19 protein-coding genes are annotated in these 18,234 nt (G+C 72.2%); 18 read left to right on the top strand and 1 reads right to left on the bottom strand.

Translation table 11 applies throughout. The features are described 5' to 3' along the window. Positions 1-52 precede the first annotated feature (52 nt). The 9 genes from lepB (ACZ518_RS00685) (at position 53) to ACZ518_RS00645 (ending at position 7,595) form a co-directional block, all read left to right on the top strand. Positions 53-952, top strand: coding sequence for a signal peptidase I (gene lepB, locus ACZ518_RS00685; protein ID WP_469110889.1), 900 nt, complete (start codon positions 53-55; stop codon positions 950-952). Between the two features lie 62 nt (positions 953-1,014). Beyond that, positions 1,015-1,755 (top strand): signal peptidase I, encoded by a 741-nt coding sequence (lepB, locus tag ACZ518_RS00680; RefSeq protein ID WP_469110888.1) that lies wholly within the window; start codon positions 1,015-1,017, stop codon positions 1,753-1,755. Continuing rightward, complete coding sequence (locus tag ACZ518_RS00675) at positions 1,745-2,245, top strand: NUDIX hydrolase (RefSeq protein WP_469110887.1); 501 nt, start codon at positions 1,745-1,747, stop codon at positions 2,243-2,245. Before lepB (ACZ518_RS00680) ends, ACZ518_RS00675 begins: the two co-directional genes overlap by 11 nt. A gap of 55 nt (positions 2,246-2,300) precedes the next feature. Then, complete coding sequence (locus ACZ518_RS00670) at positions 2,301-2,621, top strand: DUF2469 domain-containing protein (RefSeq protein ID WP_007266836.1); 321 nt, start codon at positions 2,301-2,303, stop codon at positions 2,619-2,621. A gap of 116 nt (positions 2,622-2,737) precedes the next feature. Then, on the top strand, positions 2,738-3,109 hold the full coding sequence (locus ACZ518_RS00665) for a YraN family protein (protein ID WP_469110886.1): 372 nt from the start codon (positions 2,738-2,740) through the stop codon (positions 3,107-3,109). Further along, positions 3,109-4,731 (top strand): YifB family Mg chelatase-like AAA ATPase, encoded by a 1,623-nt coding sequence (locus tag ACZ518_RS00660; RefSeq protein ID WP_469110885.1) that lies wholly within the window; start codon positions 3,109-3,111, stop codon positions 4,729-4,731. The genes ACZ518_RS00665 and ACZ518_RS00660 overlap by 1 nt, the downstream gene beginning before the upstream one ends. Beyond that, on the top strand, positions 4,728-5,909 hold the full coding sequence (dprA, locus tag ACZ518_RS00655) for a DNA-processing protein DprA (protein ID WP_469110884.1): 1,182 nt from the start codon (positions 4,728-4,730) through the stop codon (positions 5,907-5,909). Before ACZ518_RS00660 ends, dprA begins: the two co-directional genes overlap by 4 nt. 209 nt (positions 5,910-6,118) lie before the next feature. Continuing rightward, a complete protein-coding gene (whiG, locus tag ACZ518_RS00650; RefSeq protein ID WP_469110883.1) occupies positions 6,119-6,955 on the top strand; it encodes an RNA polymerase sigma factor WhiG in 837 nt (278 codons plus the stop codon). Positions 6,956-7,037: 82 nt separating this feature from the next. After that, entirely contained in the window at positions 7,038-7,595 is a 558-nt protein-coding gene (locus ACZ518_RS00645) for a TetR/AcrR family transcriptional regulator (RefSeq protein ID WP_469111648.1), read from the top strand. On the opposite strand, the gene ACZ518_RS00640 is transcribed toward ACZ518_RS00645, so the two are convergent. Continuing rightward, complete coding sequence (locus tag ACZ518_RS00640) at positions 7,592-8,155, bottom strand: M23 family metallopeptidase (protein WP_469110882.1); 564 nt, start codon at positions 8,153-8,155, stop codon at positions 7,592-7,594. The genes ACZ518_RS00645 and ACZ518_RS00640 overlap by 4 nt on opposite strands. A 251-nt stretch (positions 8,156-8,406) precedes the next feature. On the opposite strand from ACZ518_RS00640, the gene rpsB reads away from it, so the two are divergent. The 9 genes from rpsB to ACZ518_RS00595 all read left to right on the top strand — a co-directional run bounded on the left by rpsB (position 8,407) and on the right by ACZ518_RS00595 (position 18,229). Beyond that, entirely contained in the window at positions 8,407-9,306 is a 900-nt protein-coding gene (gene rpsB, locus ACZ518_RS00635) for a 30S ribosomal protein S2 (protein ID WP_469110881.1), read from the top strand. 134 nt (positions 9,307-9,440) lie between these two features. Beyond that, entirely contained in the window at positions 9,441-10,277 is an 837-nt protein-coding gene (gene tsf / locus ACZ518_RS00630; protein WP_469110880.1) for a translation elongation factor Ts, read from the top strand. Positions 10,278-10,439: 162 nt separating this feature from the next. After that, positions 10,440-11,219, top strand: coding sequence for a UMP kinase (gene pyrH, locus ACZ518_RS00625; protein ID WP_469110879.1), 780 nt, complete (start codon positions 10,440-10,442; stop codon positions 11,217-11,219). 94 nt (positions 11,220-11,313) lie between these two features. Beyond that, positions 11,314-11,871 carry a ribosome recycling factor gene (frr, locus tag ACZ518_RS00620; RefSeq protein ID WP_365156621.1) on the top strand — a complete coding sequence of 186 codons (558 nt, stop codon included), beginning with the start codon at positions 11,314-11,316 and terminating at the stop codon, positions 11,869-11,871. Further along, entirely contained in the window at positions 11,871-12,947 is a 1,077-nt protein-coding gene (locus ACZ518_RS00615; protein WP_469110878.1) for a phosphatidate cytidylyltransferase, read from the top strand. The genes frr and ACZ518_RS00615 overlap by 1 nt, the downstream gene beginning before the upstream one ends. Before the next feature lie 123 nt (positions 12,948-13,070). After that, a complete protein-coding gene (rlmN, locus tag ACZ518_RS00610) occupies positions 13,071-14,183 on the top strand; it encodes a dual-specificity RNA methyltransferase RlmN (protein WP_266842615.1) in 1,113 nt (370 codons plus the stop codon). A gap of 253 nt (positions 14,184-14,436) precedes the next feature. Then, positions 14,437-15,537, top strand: a complete 1,101-nt coding sequence (locus ACZ518_RS00605; protein ID WP_469110877.1) for a thiamine ABC transporter substrate-binding protein — start codon at positions 14,437-14,439, stop codon at positions 15,535-15,537. A 50-nt stretch (positions 15,538-15,587) separates the two neighbouring features. Next, positions 15,588-17,204 carry an ABC transporter permease gene (locus ACZ518_RS00600; protein WP_469110876.1) on the top strand — a complete coding sequence of 539 codons (1,617 nt, stop codon included), beginning with the start codon at positions 15,588-15,590 and terminating at the stop codon, positions 17,202-17,204. Continuing rightward, positions 17,204-18,229 carry an ABC transporter ATP-binding protein gene (locus ACZ518_RS00595; protein ID WP_469110875.1) on the top strand — a complete coding sequence of 342 codons (1,026 nt, stop codon included), beginning with the start codon at positions 17,204-17,206 and terminating at the stop codon, positions 18,227-18,229. The genes ACZ518_RS00600 and ACZ518_RS00595 overlap by 1 nt, the downstream gene beginning before the upstream one ends. The last annotated feature ends 5 nt before the right edge of the window (positions 18,230-18,234 follow it).

Here is an 18,234-nt window from a genome sequence, read left to right as displayed (position 1 = left end):
TCTGATCCGGCACGGGCAGCGGTTTTCCGAGTGAGGAGTGGATGTGGGGGACGTGGCGGTAGGCGCACGATCCGGACGCGATGAGGGCGAGGAGCGGCCGGACGACGCCGTCGGGCACGAGACCGGGGAGGAGGGCGCCGAGGCGGAGAAGCCGCAGCGTTCCTTCTGGAAGGAGCTCCCGCTCCTCATCGGTATCGCCCTGCTGCTGGCCCTGCTGATCAAGACCTTCCTGGTGCAGGCGTTCTCGATCCCGTCCGACTCGATGCAGAACACCCTGCAGCGCGGTGACCGGGTGCTGGTGGACAAGCTGACCCCGTGGTTCGGCTCGGAGCCCGAGCGCGGCGAGGTCGTGGTCTTCCACGACCCCGCGAACTGGCTGGCCGGGGAGCCCACCCCGGAGCCCAACATCGCGCAGACGATCCTGAGCAAGATCGGCCTGATGCCGTCCGCCGACGAGAAGGACCTGATCAAGCGGACCATCGCCATCGGCGGGGACACCGTGGAGTGCAAGAAGAACGGACCGGTCGTCGTCAACGGCAAGGCGCTGGACGAGCCGTACATCTTCCCCGGCAACAGCGCGTGCGACGACTTCCCCTTCGGCCCGATCACCGTGCCCAAGGGCAAGATCTGGGTGATGGGCGACCACCGGCAGAACTCCCAGGACTCCCGCTACCACCAGCAGGACTCCACCCAGGGCTTCGTCCCGGTCAAGGACGTCGTCGGGCGGGCCGTCGTGGTGGCCTGGCCCCTCACCCGCTGGTCCACGCTCCCCGTGCCGGACACCTTCGACCAGCCGGGCATCGGCAAGCAGCCCCCGGCGCCGCTCCACTCGCCGCAGGCGAGCGGGCCGGGCACGGCGGGGGTCACCCCGGCCGCGCTGGGGCTCGTCGGGGCCGTTCCCCTGGTCATGTGGCGCAGGCGGAGGCTGACCAAGGGGCGTACCGCCCGGTAGGGTGCCGCCCAGGTCGACGATCTCCGAGGCATGGGGGCGCTGCAATGGGCGGAAGACAGGCAATGCGCACGCGCAAGGATGGCCGCGGCGGCCTCGGCAACACGTTGTCGGGGATCGCCGTGGCCATCGGCTTCGTGCTCTTCCTCGGCGGCTTCGTCTGGGGTGCCGTGGTGTACCAGCCGTACACGGTGCCGACGGACTCGATGATGCCGACGGTGCGGCCGGGTGACCGGGTGTTGGCGCAGCGGATCGACGGCGGCGAGGTGCGGCGCGGTGACGTGGTCGTCTTCACCGACACCGTGTGGAGCAACTCGCCCATGGTCAAGCGGGTCGTGGCCGTCGGCGGCGACACCGTCTCCTGCTGCGGCCAGGGCGGCCGGGTGACCGTGAACGGCGAGCCGCTGGACGAGCCGTACCTGGATCAGGAGGGCGCCGGCGGGGCGGCCGCGGGCACGAAGCCCTTCGAGGTGAAGGTGCCCGAGGGCAACCTCTTCCTGATGGGCGACCGGCGCGGCGGCTCGCTGGACTCCCGGTCGCACCTCGAGGACGCGGGCCAGGGGACGGTGCCCAGGTCGGCGGTCTCGGCCCGGGTCGACGCCCTCGCGTGGCCGTCCGTGAAGATGCTGGAGCGGCCGCAGGTCTTCGCCGCCCTGCCCGGCGGGATCTCCGCTCCCGGGCCGCTGCGGCTCCAGGTGACGGCGGTGCTGGCCGGCGCGGCCCTGGTGGTGCTGGGCGGCGCCTACGGGCCGCTCGCGCGGCTCCTGGGACGGGGGCGGGGGAGGGCGGGCTCCGATGGCCGCTGAGCCGTCCGGGACGCCGCGGAAGGTCTCGCGGGTGGTCCTGCTCGACCCCCAGGACCGGATCCTGCTGCTGCACGGCTTCGAACCGGACGATCCCGCCGACGACTGGTGGTTCACCCCCGGCGGCGGCCTGGAGGGCGCCGAGAGCCGGGAGCAGGCCGCGCTGCGGGAACTCGCCGAGGAGACCGGGATCACAGAGGTGGAACTGGGGCCGGTGCTGTGGCGCCGGTACTGCTCCTTCCCCTTCGACGGCAGGCGCTGGGAGCAGGACGAGTGGTACTTCCTGGCCCGTACCGCCCAGACCGACACCGAGATGGGCGGCCTCACCGAGCTGGAGCGGCGCAGCGTCACGGGGGCCAGGTGGTGGACCTCCGAGGAACTTCTCGCGGCCCGTGAGACGGTGTACCCGACCAGACTGGCCGAGCTGCTCCGGACGCTGCTCGACGACGGTCCTCCGGGCGCTCCGGTGGTCCTCGCCCCGGAAATCGTTTAGGGGCGTACGGCGCTGGCGCACAATAGGGGGACGCACGGCTGAAGGGGAACATGCCATGAGCGCCGAGGACCTCGAGAAGTACGAGACCGAGATGGAGCTGAAGCTCTATCGGGAGTACCGCGACGTCGTCGGGCTGTTCAAGTACGTGATCGAGACCGAACGACGTTTCTACCTCACCAACGACTACGAGATGCAGGTGCACTCGGTCCAGGGCGAGGTCTTCTTCGAGGTCTCCATGGCCGACGCGTGGGTCTGGGACATGTACCGGCCGGCCCGCTTCGTCAAGCAGGTCCGTGTGCTGACCTTCAAGGACGTGAACATCGAGGAGCTCAACAAGAGCGACCTCGAACTGCCGGGCGCCGACCTGCCGGGCTGATCCGCGGACCGGTTCACCTTGAAGGGTGAGCCGGTTGTCCACAACGCCACGCTTGTCCACCAAGATCCACTTGCTGCGCCGGAACGCGGGACCGTCGGCGGCGGAGGTGGTGCCGGATGAACGCGAAGGGCGTGGCACAGCAGGCATTGGGGCGGTACGGCGAGGAGCTCGCCGCGCGGAGGCTGACCGAGTCCGGGATGACGGTGATCGCCAGGAACTGGCGGTGCCGCGCCGGGGAGATCGACATCGTCGCACGCGACGGGGACGCCCTCGTCGTGTGCGAGGTCAAGACGCGCCGCGCGGGCGACTTCGAACATCCGATGGCCGCCGTCCGGGCAGGCAAGGCCGAGCGGCTGCGCCGGCTCGCCGGACGGTGGCTCGCCGACCACGGGGGCCCGCCGCCGGGCGGGGTGCGGATCGACCTCGTCGGAGTCCTGCTGCCCCGGCGCGGGGCGCCCGTGGTGGAGCACGTCAGGGGGGTGGCCTGATGGGGTTCGCGCGGGCCTGCTCGGTGGCCCTGGTGGGCGTCGAGGGCGTACTGGTGGAGGTGCAGGCCGACCTGGAGCCGGGGGTGGCGGCCTTCACCCTGGTGGGGCTGCCGGACAAGACCCTGGTCGAGAGCCGCGACCGGGTACGGGCGGCGGTGGCGAACTCGGGCGCCCCCTGGCCGCAGAAGAAGCTCACGGTCGGACTCAGCCCGGCGTCCGTGCCGAAGGCCGGCGCCCATTTCGACCTCGCCGTCGCCGCCGCGGTGCTGGGGGCCGCCGAGGTCGTCGACCCCGCGAGGATCGCCGACCTCGTGCTCATCGGGGAGCTGGGCCTCGACGGCCGGGTACGCCCGGTGCGGGGGATCCTGCCGGCCGTGCTCGCCGCCGCCGAGGCGGGGTACCGGCAGGTGGTGGTGCCGCAGCAGTGCGTCGCGGAGGCCACCCTGGTCCCGGACGTCTCGGTGCTGGGCGTGCGCAGCCTGCGGCAGCTGATCGCGGTGCTGACCGACGGGGAGGTGCCGGAGGACGACCCCCCGCCGGAGACCGGGCGCCCCGATCCGATGCTCGCCGGGCTGGTCGTACCCGGCGCCGGGCTCGGGACGGGCCTCTCGGGCCGGGGCGACGCCGCGGACTTCCCCGACCTCGCCGACGTCGCCGGGCAACAGGGCGCCCGCCGGGCCCTGGAGGTGGCGGCCTCGGGGGGCCACCACCTCTTCCTCAGCGGGCCCCCGGGGGCGGGCAAGACCATGCTCGCCGAGCGGCTGCCCTGGCTGCTGCCGCCGCTCACCCGACAGGACTCCCTGGAGGTGACGGCCGTCCACTCGGTCGCGGGAATCCTGCCGCCCGGCGAACCCCTGGTCGGCAGGCCCCCGTACTGCGCCCCGCACCACTCCGCGACCATGCAGTCGCTGGTCGGCGGCGGGGCCGGGATCCCCAGGCCCGGAGCGGTCTCCCTGGCCCACAGGGGGGTGCTCTTCCTGGACGAGGCCGCCGAGTTCAGCGGCAAGGTGCTGGACGCACTGCGCCAGCCCCTCGAAGCCGGGCACGTGGTCATCGCCAGGGCCGCCGGGGTGGTACGGCTGCCCGCCCGCTTCCTGATGGTCCTCGCGGCGAACCCCTGCCCCTGCGGCCGCCACACCCTGACCGGGTCCGGCTGCGAATGCCCCGTCTCGGTGATCCGGCGCTACCAGGCCCGGCTGTCCGGGCCGCTGCTCGACCGGGTCGACCTGCGGGTCGAGGTGGAGCCGGTCACCCGCTCCGACCTGCTCGGCCGGGGCGGCCGCGGCGAGGCCACCGCCGCCGTCGCCGACCGGGTCCGCGAGGCCCGCGACCGGGCCGCCGCCCGGCTCGCCGGCACCCCGTGGCGGCTCAACTCCGAGGTGCCCGGGCACGAGCTGCGCACCCGCTGGCCCGCCGGCCCCGGCGCCCTGGCCCTGGCCGAGCGGGACATGGAGCGCGGACTGCTCACCGCGCGGGGGCTGGACCGGGTGCTGCGGGTCGCCTGGACCGTCGCCGACCTGCGGGGCCGCGACCGCCCCGAGGCGCTGGACGCGGCCGTGGCGCTGGAACTGCGTACCGGGATCGCCCGGGGCGCCGCCCAGGCACTGGGGGCCGGGTCGTGAGCGCGGAGGGGCGGCCCGATCCCGAACTCCTGGCCCGGGCCGCGCTGACCAGGGTGCTGGAGCCGGGCGACGAGCACGGCGGACGCTGGATCCGGGAGCTCGGGGCCACCGCGGTGATACGGCTCCTGACCGGCCCCGACCCGGAGCCCGGGCCGCTGACCGGGGTGGGGCCCGACCGGCTCGCCGGGTACCGCCGACGGGCCGCCGCCGCGGAACCCCTGCGGGACCTGGAGGGCGCCGCCGGCTCGGGCATCCGCTTCGTGTGCCCCGGCTCGGCGGAGTGGCCGACCCAGCTGGACGACCTCGGCGACGCCCGGCCTGTCGGGCTCTGGCTGCGGGGCCGGCCCCATCTGCGGACCTGGGCCCTGCGCTCGGTCGCCGTGGTCGGGGCCCGGGCGTGTACCCCGTACGGGGCCCACATGGCGCAGACCCTGGCCGCCGGACTCGCCGAGCGCGGCTGGGTGGTCGTCTCCGGGGCGGCGTACGGGATCGACGGCGCCGCCCACCGCGGGGCCCTCGCCCCGGGCGGAGCCACGGCGGCGGTACTGGCCTGCGGGGTGGACACGGCCTACCCGCGCGGCCACGCCGGACTCCTGGGCCGGATCACCCGTCAGGGTCTGGTCCTGGGCGAACTGCCGCCCGGCACCCACCCCACCCCGAGCCGGTTCGTGCTGCGCAACCGGGTCATCGCCGCCCTCACCCGCGGGACGGTGGTCGTGGAGGCCGCCCACCGCAGCGGATCCCTGGTCACCGCCCGCCGCGCCCAGGAGCTGGGCCGCCTCACCATGGGCGTGCCCGGCCCCGCCACCAGCGGCCTCTCGGCCGGGGTGCACGAGCTGCTGCGCGGCGAGGCGGTGCTCGTCACCGACGCCGACGAGATCGTCGAACTCGTCGGCGACATGGGCGAACTGGCCCCCGCCCGGCGCGGCCCGGTCCACGCCCGGGACCTGCTGGACCCCGGCGCCGCGCGGGTACTGGAAGCCCTCCCGGCGGGGCGGGCGGCGGGCCTCGACGAGATCGCCCTCGCCGCGGCCGCCGGCACCGATGAAGTCATCGGCAGACTGTACGAACTTCACTCTCTGGGGTTCGTCGAACGGCAGGGCGACGGCTGGCGGTTGACCCCGCGGACGTCGCGAGAGGGGGTGCAATCCGGAGCCGACCGGCGAGGCGGTCGTTGACCTGGGGCGTTCCGGTGAAAGAGTGACGGCGATGACAGACGCGGTCCTCCCGGTGGCAGTCGCCGGGACCGTGCGCGAGGCGCCGGTCCCGGGCCGCCCGCGCGAGGGCGGACGCCCCTGGGCCCCTGCGCCATCCCGTACTCTTCGCGCACCGCGACACTTCCGTCACGCTACGCTCCCAAGGAATCCCGCTCCGGCAAAGGCGAAGCATGCCCCAGCACACCTCAGGGTCCGACCGCGCTGCGGTGCCCCCCGCTGCCCGTGGCAGCGTGCGGTCCACCGCGCCCTCGTCCCTGGAGGTGCTCTGGCGCTCATACAAGGACTCGGGCGACGAGCGGCTGCGGGAGCAGCTGATCCTGCACTACTCGCCCCTGGTGAAATACGTGGCCGGCCGGGTCAGCGTGGGCCTGCCGCCCAACGTGGAGCAGGCCGACTTCGTCTCCTCCGGCGTCTTCGGCCTGATCGACGCGATCGAGAAGTTCGACATCGAACGCTCCATCAAGTTCGAGACGTACGCCATCACCCGGATCCGCGGCGCGATGATCGACGAACTGCGCGCGCTGGACTGGATCCCGCGCTCCGTGCGGCAGAAGGCGCGGGCCGTCGAGCGCGCCTACGCGACGCTGGAGGCCCAGCTGCGGCGCACCCCGACGGAGTGTGAGGTCGCCGGGGAGATGGGCATCGCGGTTGAGGAACTCCACACGGTCTTCAGCCAGTTGTCCCTGGCCAACGTGGTCGCCCTGGAAGAGCTGCTGCACGTGGGCGGGGAGGGCGGGGACCGCCTCTCCCTGATGGACACCCTGGAGGACACCGCCGCCGACAACCCGGTCGAGGTGGCCGAGGACCGGGAGCTGCGCCGGCTGCTCGCGCGGGCCATCAACACCCTCCCCGAGCGGGAGAAGACCGTGGTGACCCTCTACTACTACGAGGGCCTGACCCTCGCCGAGATCGGCCACGTGCTGGGCGTCACCGAGAGCCGGGTCAGCCAGATCCACACCAAGTCCGTGCTCCAGCTGCGGGCCAAGCTGGCCGACGTCGGCCGCTGAGCCGGCGGCGGTCCCGGTGGGGCCCGCCCCCCTTGCGGGACCTCCGTAGAGTGGTGACGTGCCCAGGATTCGAGCGGCCTCCGTGGCCGAGCACCGGTCGATGCAGCGCGGCGCCCTGTTGGACGCCGCACGTTCCCTGTTGTCCGAAGGCGGGACGGAAGCCCTGACCTTCCCCGCCCTCGCGGAGCGGACCGGGCTCGCCCGGTCGTCCGTGTACGAGTACTTCCGGTCCCGCGCGGCCGTCGTCGAAGAGCTGTGCGCGGTGGACTTCCCCGTCTGGGCCGCCGAGATCGAGGCGGCGATGGAGCAGGCGCCCACGCCGGAGACGAAGATCGAGGCGTACGTGCGCACCCAGCTGGGACTGGTCGGGGACCAGCGCCACCGCGCGGTGGTGGCGATCTCCGCCGGCGAGCTGGACGCCGGCGCGCGGGAGAAGATCCGCGCCGCGCACGGCGGCCTGGTGGCGATGATCGTCGAGGCCCTGGGCGCCCTCGGGCTGCCGGAGCCCCGGCTGTCCGCGATGCTGCTCCAGGGCGTCGTGGACGCCGCGGTCCGCCGGATCGAGCTCGGCGCCGCCGAGGACCCGGCCGTGATCACCGAGACCGCCGTCTCCATGGCCCTGCGGGGCGTCACCGCCTAGGACCCGGAAGGCGCCACCCCCGGCAGTAGCCGGGGCGTGGGCGCGGGGAGCAGGGCCAGCGGGTTCAGGTAGGCGTCCTCGCCCGCCAGCAGGCCCCAGTGCAGGCAGGGGCCCGGGCAGTGGGAGCCCTCCGTGAGCACCGCCACCACCTGCCCCGCCGCGACCGCCTCCCCCTGCGCCACCAGCGGCCGCACCGGCTCGTACGTCGTGCGCAGGCCGCCCGGGAGGGTGAGCGAGAGCACCCCGCGTCCCGCCACCCGCCCCGCGTAGTGCACCCGCCCGGGTCCCACGGCCCGTACCTCCGCCCCGGCCGGCGCCGACAGGTCCACACCGCGGTGGCCGGCCGCGTACGGGGTCGGCGGCGGGTCCCACCAGCGCGCCACGGACAGCGGCGCGGGCAGGGGGCGTGCGCCCCGCACCCCGCCCGCCGCGCCCCCGCCGCGCGCCGGTGCGACGGGCGAGGACGGGGCGGGATCCGGGGCCGTCGGCCCGGGTGCGGGCAGTGGACCGGGCAGTGGCCGGGGCAGTGCCAGGAGCAGGATGAGCAGCAGTTTCGTCATGCCCGGCAGGATCCCGCGCGGGCGGCCCGCCCGGCCCCGGCCTGTGGACGGCCGGAAGGGTGTGGACAACGGCGTCACCCGGCATACCGCCGGGTCCCGTACACTTCTTGTGGCGATCCGGGTCACCGGGTCGACTTCGCACGCCCCAGCGCCGACCGGCTTCCGGTCAGGTGAAAGCGTCTCTCGGTCCCTCAAGGGGCAGGGCGCGGTGGGGCGTCAGGAACCAAAACCGAGAAACCAAGGAGATGGCCATGGCCGTCGTAACGATGCGGGAGCTGCTGGAGAGCGGCGTCCACTTCGGTCACCAGACCCGTCGCTGGAACCCGAAGATGAAGCGCTTCATCTTCACCGAGCGCAACGGCATCTACATCATCGACCTGCTCCAGTCGCTGTCGTACATCGACCGCGCCTACGAGTTCGTGAAGGAGACCGTCGCGCACGGTGGCTCCATCATGTTCGTCGGTACGAAGAAGCAGGCGCAGGAGGCCATCGCCGAGCAGGCGACCCGCGTCGGCATGCCGTACGTCAACCAGCGCTGGCTGGGTGGCATGCTCACCAACTTCTCCACCGTCTACAAGCGCCTCCAGCGTCTGAAGGAGCTTGAGGCGATCGACTTCGAGGACGTCGCCGCCTCGGGTCTCACCAAGAAGGAGCTCCTGGTCCTCTCCCGCGAGAAGGCCAAGCTGGAGAAGACCCTCGGTGGTATCCGCGAGATGTCGAAGGTTCCCAGCGCCGTCTGGATCGTCGACACCAAGAAGGAGCACATCGCCGTCGGTGAGGCGCGCAAGCTGCACATCCCGGTCGTCGCGATCCTCGACACCAACTGCGACCCCGACGAGGTCGACTACAAGATCCCGGGCAACGACGACGCGATCCGCTCCGTCACCCTGCTCACCCGCGTGATCGCCGACGCCGTCGCCGAGGGCCTCATCGCCCGCTCCGGTGCCGCGACCGGCGACTCGAAGCCGGGCGAGAAGGCCGCCGCCGAGCCGCTCGCCGAGTGGGAGCGCGACCTGCTCGAGGGTGAGAAGAAGGCTGACGCCGAGGCTCCGGCCGCCGAGGCCGCCGCCGAGGCCCCCGCCGCCGAGGCTCCGGTCGCCGAGGAGGCCCCGGCTGCCGAGGCTCCGGCCGCGGACGCCGAGCAGGCCTGACCCACTGAGAGCGCCCGGCGTTCACTCGCCGGGCACTCACAGCACGGACGATGACGGCGGGGGAGCCGCGCCACGAGCGCGCTCCTCCGCCGTTCACCCGTAGATCTACGACTTCGAGAGAGAATCACAGACTCATGGCGAACTACACCGCCGCTGACGTCAAGAAGCTCCGCGAGCTCACCGGCGCCGGCATGATGGACTGCAAGAAGGCCCTCGTCGAGTCCGACGGCGACGTCGACAAGGCTGTCGAGGCCCTGCGTATCAAGGGCCTGAAGGGTGTCGCCAAGCGCGAGGGCCGTTCCGCCGAGAACGGTGCCGTCACCTCCCTGATCTCCGAGGACGCCACCTCCGGCGTTCTCGTCGAGCTCAAGTGCGAGACGGACTTCGTCGCCAAGAGCCCGAAGTTCCTGGCCGTCGCCGACCAGCTCGCCGCCCACGTGGCCGCCACCAAGCCGGCGGACCTCGAGGCGCTGCTGGCGTCCGAGATCGAGGCCGGCAAGACCGTCCAGGCGTTCGTGGACGAGGCCAACGCCAACCTCGGCGAGAAGATCGTCCTGGACCGCTTCGCGGCGTACGAGGGTGCCTTCGTGGCCTCCTACATGCACCGCACCATGCCCGACCTGCCCCCGCAGATCGGTGTCCTGGTCGAGCTGGACAAGGCCGACGCCGACCTGGCCAAGGGCATCGCCCAGCACATCGCCGCGTTCTCGCCGAAGTACCTGACCGCCGAGGAAGTCCCGGCCGAGGTCGTCGAGTCCGAGCGCCGCGTCGCCGAGGAGACCACCCGCGCCGAGGGCAAGCCCGAGGCCGCGATCGCCAAGATCGTCGAGGGTCGCGTCAACGGCTTCTTCAAGGACGCCACGCTGCTCGGCCAGCCGTACGCGCTGGACAACAAGAAGTCCGTCCAGAAGGTTCTGGACGAGGCCGGTGTCACCCTGAAGCGCTTCACCCGCATCAAGGTCGGCATCTGAGTCCGTCCGTACGCGACGGACACCGGACCCCTATAGGGTCTGAAGCAGTCGTCCGCGCTCGCGCAGGACGACCGCAGATCTGACGAGGAGGCCATTGCCGTAGAGGGAACCGCGAGGACCCACCGGCAATGGCCTTCTTCGTATGTGCACGAGGAGATCTCCATGAATCAGGGCGTGGACACCCACACCGCATCCGACGACAAGAGCGACCACGAGAAGAAGGGTCGTCGCTTCATGCTGAAGCTGTCCGGCGAAGCCTTCTCCGGCGGCGGCGGACTGGGTGTCGACCCCGACGTCGTGCACGCCATCGCCCGCGAGATCGCGGCCGTGGTCCGCGACGGCGCCGAGATCGCGATCGTCATCGGCGGCGGCAACTTCTTCCGCGGCGCGGAGCTTCAGCAGCGCGGCATGGACCGGGCACGGTCCGACTACATGGGCATGCTCGGCACCGTCATGAACTGCCTCGCCCTCCAGGACTTCCTGGAGAAGGAGGGCATCGACAGCCGAGTCCAGACCGCCATCACCATGGGGCAGGTCGCGGAGCCGTACATCCCGCTGCGCGCCGTGCGCCACCTGGAGAAGGGCCGCGTCGTCATCTTCGGCGCGGGCATGGGCATGCCGTACTTCTCCACCGACACCACGGCCGCCCAGCGCGCCCTGGAGATCGACGCCGAAGCCCTCCTCATGGGCAAGAACGGTGTCGACGGGGTCTACGACTCCGACCCGAAGACCAACCCGGACGCGGTGAAGTTCGACGCGCTGGAGTACAGCGAGGTGCTGTCCCGGGACCTCAAGGTCGCCGACGCCACGGCCATCACGCTGTGCCGCGACAACCAGCTGCCGATCCTGGTCTTCGAGCTGCTCGCCGAGGGCAATATCGCCCGCGCCGTCAAGGGTGAGAAGATCGGCACGCTCGTGAGCGACCAGGGCACCCGGGCCTGAGCCCACCGAGCCGGGCCCGCAGGGGCCCGGTCCGGGCGGCCCGGACCGCCCGCGCCCGCCTGAACCATCCAAATCTGACATGCAGGAGCACGTGGTGATCGAAGAAATCCTCCTCGAGGCCGAGGAGAAGATGGAGAAGGCCGTCGTCGTAGCCAAGGAAGACTTCGCCGCGATCCGCACGGGCCGTGCGCACCCGGCGATGTTCAACAAGATCGTGGCGGACTACTACGGTGCCATCACGCCCATCAACCAGCTCGCCTCCTTCGCCGTGCCCGAGCCGCGCATGGCGATCGTGACGCCGTTCGACGCCTCCGCGCTGCGCAACATCGAGCAGGCGATCCGGGACTCCGACCTCGGTGTCAACCCGAGCAACGACGGCCGCATCATCCGGGTGACCTTCCCGGAGCTGACGCAGGACCGCCGCAAGGAGTTCATCAAGGTCGCCAAGACCAAGGCCGAGGACTCCAAGGTCTCCATCCGTTCCGTGCGCCGCAAGGCCAAGGACGCCCTCGACAAGCTGGTCAAGGACAAGGAGGCCGGCGAGGACGAGGTGCGCCGCGCCGAGAAGGAGCTCGACGACACCACCGCGAAGTACGTCGCGCAGGTGGACGAGCTGCTCAAGCACAAGGAAGCCGAGCTCCTCGAGGTCTGATGAACGACTCTCCCTGGGCCGCTGAGCCGGTTCCGGCGGGTCCCGCATACGATGCGCTGGTGGGCCCGCAGACTGCGCCCATGCCCATCGTGCCCGATGCCGCCGGCCGTGCCTTCGACGACCGGGAAGCACGCGATCGGGGGGCCGCCTTCGTCGGCGGCCCCCCGTTCCGCGCCGAGACGCCGTTGCAGGAGCCCATGCCCAGCCCCCCGCCTCCGCCTCCGCAGGCCCCGCAGGACGCCTCGCCCCCGCCGCAGAAGAAGCGCGCGGGGCGGGATCTGCGTGCCGCCATAGGGGTCGGTGTCGGCCTCGGAGCGGTGATCTTCGCTTCGCTCTTCATCGTCAAGGCCGTCTTCGTCGGAGTCATCGTCGTCGCGGTCGTGGTCGGCCTGTGGGAGCTCACCTCCCGGCTCCAGGAGAAGAAGGGCATCAAGGCCCCGCTGGTCCCGCTCGCGGTCGGCGGCGCGGCGATGATCATCGCCGGGTACGTCCGCGGGGCCGAGGGCGCCTGGGTGGCGATGGCGCTCACCGCGCTGGCCGTTCTCGTGTGGCGGATGACCGAGCCTCCCGAGGACTACCTCAAGGACGTCACGGCCGGCGTCTTCGCGGCGTTCTACGTGCCCTTCCTGGCCACCTTCGTCGCGATGCTGCTGACCCCCGACGACGGTCCGCAGCGGGTGGTGACCTTCCTGGTGCTGACCGTGGTCAGCGACACCGGGGCGTACGCCGTGGGCTGGCGCTTCGGCAAGACCAAGCTCGCCCCGCGCATCAGCCCCGGCAAGACCCGCGAGGGGCTCTTCGGAGCGGTCGCCTTCGCGATGGCGGCCGGTGCCCTCTGCATGGAGTTCCTGATCGACGGCGGTGCCTGGTGGCAGGGCCTGCTGCTGGGTCTCGCGGTGGCGGTCTCCGCCACCCTGGGCGACCTCGGCGAGTCGATGATCAAGCGTGACCTGGGCATCAAGGACATGGGCACGCTGCTCCCGGGCCACGGCGGCATCATGGACCGCTTGGACTCGCTGCTCCCGACCGCTCCGGTGGTCTGGCTGCTGCTGGCGGCGTTCGTCGGTACGGGCTGACCGGTCGGACCCCGCTGACCTGGGGCGACACCGGACGGACGGATTCGATGCGGACCGGGCGGTTACTCTTGAAAGGCGCGCTGCTTCTGCGGCGCGCCTTTCGTCTTACAAGGAGTACCTGCCATGGCCCGCCCCGTTCCGGGAGAGCTCACCTTCGTCGCCCCTCGCGGGGCCAAGAAGCCTCCGCGGCACCTCGCCGACCTCACCCCGGCTGAGCGCCGTGAGGCGGTGGCCGCGATCGGCGAGAAGCCGTTCCGGGCCAAGCAGCTCTCCCAGCACTACTTCGCCCGCTACGCGCACGACCCGGCCGAGTGGACCGACATCCCCGCCGCCTCGCGCGAGAAGCTCCAGCAGGAGCTGCTGCCGGAGCTCATGAACGTCGTGCGGCACATCAGCTGCGACGACGACACCACGCGCAAGACCCTGTGGAAGCTGCACGACGGCACGCTCGTCGAGTCCGTGCTGATGCGCTATCCCGACCGGGTGACGATGTGCATCTCCTCGCAGGCCGGCTGCGGTATGAACTGCCCGTTCTGCGCGACCGGCCAGGCCGGCCTGGACCGCAACCTCTCCACCGCCGAGATCGTGCACCAGATCGTCGACGGCATGCGCGCCCTGCGCGACGGCGAGGTCCCCGGCGGCCCGGCCCGGCTCTCCAACATCGTCTTCATGGGCATGGGCGAGCCGCTCGCGAACTACAAGCGCGTCGTCGGCGCCATCCGCCGCCTCACGGACCCGGAGCCCGACGGTCTGGGCCTGTCGCAGCGCGGCATCACCGTCTCCACCGTCGGCCTGGTCCCGGCGATGCTGCGGTTCGCCGACGAGGGCTTCAAGTGCCGCCTCGCGGTCTCCCTGCACGCCCCGGACGACGAGCTGCGCGACACCCTCGTCCCGGTGAACACCCGCTGGAAGGTCCGCGAGGTCCTCGACGCGGCCTGGGAGTACGCGGAGAAGTCCGGCCGCCGGATCTCCATCGAGTACGCCCTGATCCGCGACATCAACGACCAGGCCTGGCGCGGCGACCTGCTCGGCCGCCTGCTCAAGGGCAAGCGCGTGCACGTCAACTTGATTCCGCTGAACCCGACGCCGGGCTCGAAGTGGACCGCCTCGCGCCCCGAGGACGAGAAGGCCTTCGTCGAGGCGATCGCCCGCCACGGGGTGCCGGTGACCGTCCGTGACACCCGCGGCCAGGAGATCGACGGCGCCTGCGGCCAGCTCGCCGCCTCGGAACGCTAGATTCCGGTCACGGGTCCGCGTAAATCGGCCGCGGGGTACCCTGTGGCCGAACCAATTGCATATTCCGACAGGGGAGCGCCACAGCGCTGAGAGTGCGGTATCCGTCATCCGCAGACCCTCTGAACCTCGCCCCGGTCATTCGGGGTAGGAAGTTCGGTCACCACTCAAGCTGTTGCGCCCTGCCCGGCGTCCGCTCCCACAGAGCGCCGGGCAGGGCCGCGTCTTCTCCTGGTCATCCCAGGAGGAATCACCAGTGAGCACCACCAAGAAGATCGCGGGCGCGGCACTCGCGGCCGCGCTCGGCGTCACCACGCTCAGCGCCTGCGGTGGCGGCGACGCCAAGGACAAGTCCGCGGGCGCGACCGACGCCCCGAAGTCCAAGACGGTCACGCTCGTCTCCCACGACTCCTTCAACGTGACCGACACGGTCCTCAAGGAGTTCGAGCAGCAGAGCGGCTACACCGTCAAGGTGCTGAAGTCCGGCGACGCCGGCGCCGCCCTCAACCAGGAGATCCTCACCAAGGGCTCCCCGCGCGGCGACGTCTTCTTCGGCGTCGACAACACCCTGCTCTCGCGGGCCCTCGACAACGGCGTCTTCACCCCGTACCAGGCCAAGGGCCTGGACACGGTGAAGCCCGAGTTCGTCCTGGACAAGCAGCACCGCGTCACCCCGGTCGACTCCGGCGACATCTGCGTCAACTACGACAAGGCCTACTTCGCCGACAAGAAGATCGCCCCGCCGCAGACGCTGGACGACCTGGTCAAGCCGGAGTACAAGAACCTGCTGGTCACCGAGAACGCCGCGACCTCCTCGCCCGGCCTCGGCTTCCTCCTCGCCTCCGTCGGCAAGTACGGCGAGGAGGGCTGGAAGGACTACTGGAGCAAGCTCAAGGCCAACGGCGTCGAGGTCGTCGACGGCTGGGAGCAGGCCTACAACGAGCGCTTCTCCGGCTCCGCCGGCGGCAAGAAGGCCAAGGGCGACCGCCCGCTGGTCGTCTCCTACGCCTCCAGCCCGCCGGTCGAGGTCCTCTACGGCGAGCCGCAGCCGGCCGAGGCGCCCACGGGCGTGGCCGCCGGCACCTGCTTCCGCCAGGTCGAGTTCGCGGGCCTGCTCAAGGGCGCGAAGAACGAGGAGGGCGGCAAGGCCCTCATCGACTTCATGGTCTCCAAGAAGTTCCAGGAGGACATGCCGCTCCAGATGTTCGTGAACCCGGTCGTCAAGGACGCGAAGCTGCCCGAGCTGTTCACGAAGCACGGCGTCGTGGTCGAGAAGCCGGAGAACGTCGCTCCGGAGACCATCGCCAAGAACCGTGAGCAGTGGGTCAAGACGTGGTCCTCGCTCGTCGTGAAGTAGAGCGCCTTCCCGCGGGGGGCGGGCGCGCCACGGCCGTCAGACTCGCTCTGATGGCCGTGCCGCTCGCCTTCTTCGGACTGTTCTTCGCCTATCCCGTCGCCGCGATCGTCGGCCGCGGGCTCAAGACGGACGAGGGCTGGCAGTCCGGCCGGATCGGCGAGGTCCTCGCCCGGCCCGACATCACCGGCGTGCTGTGGTTCACCACCTGGCAGGCGCTCGCCTCGACCGCCCTCACCCTGCTCCTGGCACTGCCGGGCGCCTACGTCTTCGCGCGCCTGGAGTTCCCCGGCAAGCAGCTGCTGCGCGCGCTGGTCACCGTCCCCTTCGTACTGCCGACCGTGGTCGTCGGCAGTGCCTTCCTGGCGCTGGTCGGGCGGGGCGGGCTGCTCGACGAGCTGTGGGGCGTCCGGCTGGACACCACCGTGTGGGCGATCCTGCTCGCCCACGTCTTCTTCAACTACGCCGTCGTGGTGCGGACGGTCGGCGGGCTCTGGGCGCAGCTCGACCCGCGCCAGGAGGAGGCCGCGCGGGTGCTGGGCGCCGGGCGGTTCGCGGCGTGGCGGCGGGTGACGCTGCCCGCGCTCGGGCCGGCGGTGGCCGCGGCCTCGCTGATGGTGTTCCTGTTCACGTTCAGCTCCTTCGGCGTCGTGCAGATCCTGGGCGGGCCCGCGTACGCCACCCTGGAGGTGGAGGTCTACCGGCAGACGGCGCAGCTGCTGGACCTGCCGACCGCCGCCGTGCTGACGATGGTGCAGTTCGCGGCCATCGCCGCCGTCCTCGCCGTGCACGCGTGGACCGTGCGCCGGCGGGAGACCGCGCTGCGGCTCGTCGACCCCTCGCGAACCGCGCGTCGGCCGCGCGGCTGGGCGCAGCGGGGCCTGCTGGGCGGGGTGCTGGTGTCGGTGGCGCTGCTGGTCGTGGCGCCGCTGGCGGTGCTGGTGGAGCGGTCGTTCGACGCCCCGGGCGGGTACGGCTTCGGCTTCTACCGGGCGCTGCAGGACGCGCGCTCGGGCGGCGGAACGTTTCTGGTGCCGCCGCTGGAGGCCATCTGGAACTCCCTCCAGTACGCGCTCGCCGCCACCGCGATCGCCCTGCTGGTCGGGGGGCTGGCCGCCGCGGCCCTGACCCGGCGCGGGGGCCGCTTCGTACGCGGCTTCGACGCGCTGTTGATGCTGCCGCTCGGGGTGTCCGCCGTGACGGTGGGCTTCGGGTTCCTGATCACCCTGGACGAGCCGCCGCTGGACCTGCGGACCTCGTGGATCCTGGTGCCGCTCGCGCAGGCGCTGGTCGGGGTGCCGTTCGTCGTACGGACCATGCTGCCGGTGCTGCGGGCCGTCGACGGCCGGCTGCGGGAGGCGGCGGCCGTGCTCGGGGCCTCGCCGCTGCGGGCCTGGCGGGAGGTGGACCTGCCGCTCGTGCGGCGGGCGCTGCTGATCGCCGCCGGTTTCGCCTTCGCGGTCTCGCTGGGCGAGTTCGGCGCGACCGTCTTCATCGCCCGGCCGGACCACCCGACGCTGCCGGTGGCCGTGGCGCGGCTGCTGGGCCGGGCCGGGGAGATGAACTATGGGCAGGCGATGGCCCTGAGCACGATTCTGATGCTGGTGTGCGCGGTGTCCCTGCTGGTGCTGGAGCGACTGCGACCCGACAAGACCTCGGGAGAGTTCTGATGACCCTGCTCCGGCTCGAAGGGGTGACGGTCCGCTTCGGCGACCGGGCGGTCGTGGACGCGGTGGACCTGGAGGTCTCCGAGCACGAGACCGTGTGCGTGCTCGGCCCCAGCGGCAGCGGCAAGTCCACCCTGCTGCGGGTGGTGGCCGGGCTCCAGCAGGTGTCCGCCGGGCGGGTGCTGCTCGGCGGAGCCGACCAGGCCGGCGTGCCGGTACACCGGCGGGGCGTGGGCCTGATGTTCCAGGACCACCAGCTGTTCCCGCACCGCGACGTCGGCGGGAACGTCTCCTTCGGCCTGCGTGTGCGGGGCACCCCGAAGGGCTCGTCCGGGGCCCGGGTCACGGAGCTGCTGGAGCTGGTCGGGCTCCCGGGGGCCCAGGGCCGGGCCGTCTCCTCGCTGTCCGGCGGGGAGCAGCAGCGGGTGGCCCTCGCCCGGGCACTGGCCCCCTCGCCCCGGCTGCTGATGCTGGACGAGCCGCTGGGACAGCTGGACCGGGGGCTGCGCGAGCGGCTGGTGGTCGAGCTCCAGGGGCTGTTCGCCCGGCTGGGCACCACCGTCCTGGCCGTCACCCACGACCAGGGCGAGGCCTTCGCGCTGGCCGACCGGGTGGTGGTGATGCGGGACGGGCGGATCGCGCAGGCCGGGACCCCGCTGGAGGTGTGGCAGCGGCCCGCGTCGGAGTTCGTGGCCCGCTTCCTCGGCTTCGAGAACGTGGTCCCGGGGACGGTGGCGGGTACCGCCGCCGCCACCGTGTGGGGCCGGGTGCCGGTCCCGGCCGGCACGCCCGAGGGGGAGCGGCGGCTGCTGGTCCGCCCCGCCGGGGTGGTGCTGTGCGAGGCCGGCCTGGGCTGCGTGGTGGAGTCCCGGACCTTCCGCGGCACGCACGTGGCCCTGCGGCTGAAGCCCGCGTCGGGGCCCGTACTGGAGGCCGAGTGCGAGCTGGCCACCGCGCCGGCCGTGGGGGACCGGGTCGCGGTGGCGTTCAGCCCGTCGGAGGTCGTCGTCCTCCCGGACACCCCCTAGTCCCG

Source organism: Streptomyces sp. NPDC033966 (assembly GCF_055575955.1).
The sequence above is the reverse complement of the archived record's forward strand: the minus strand, read 5'-3'. Positions and strand labels throughout refer to the sequence as shown.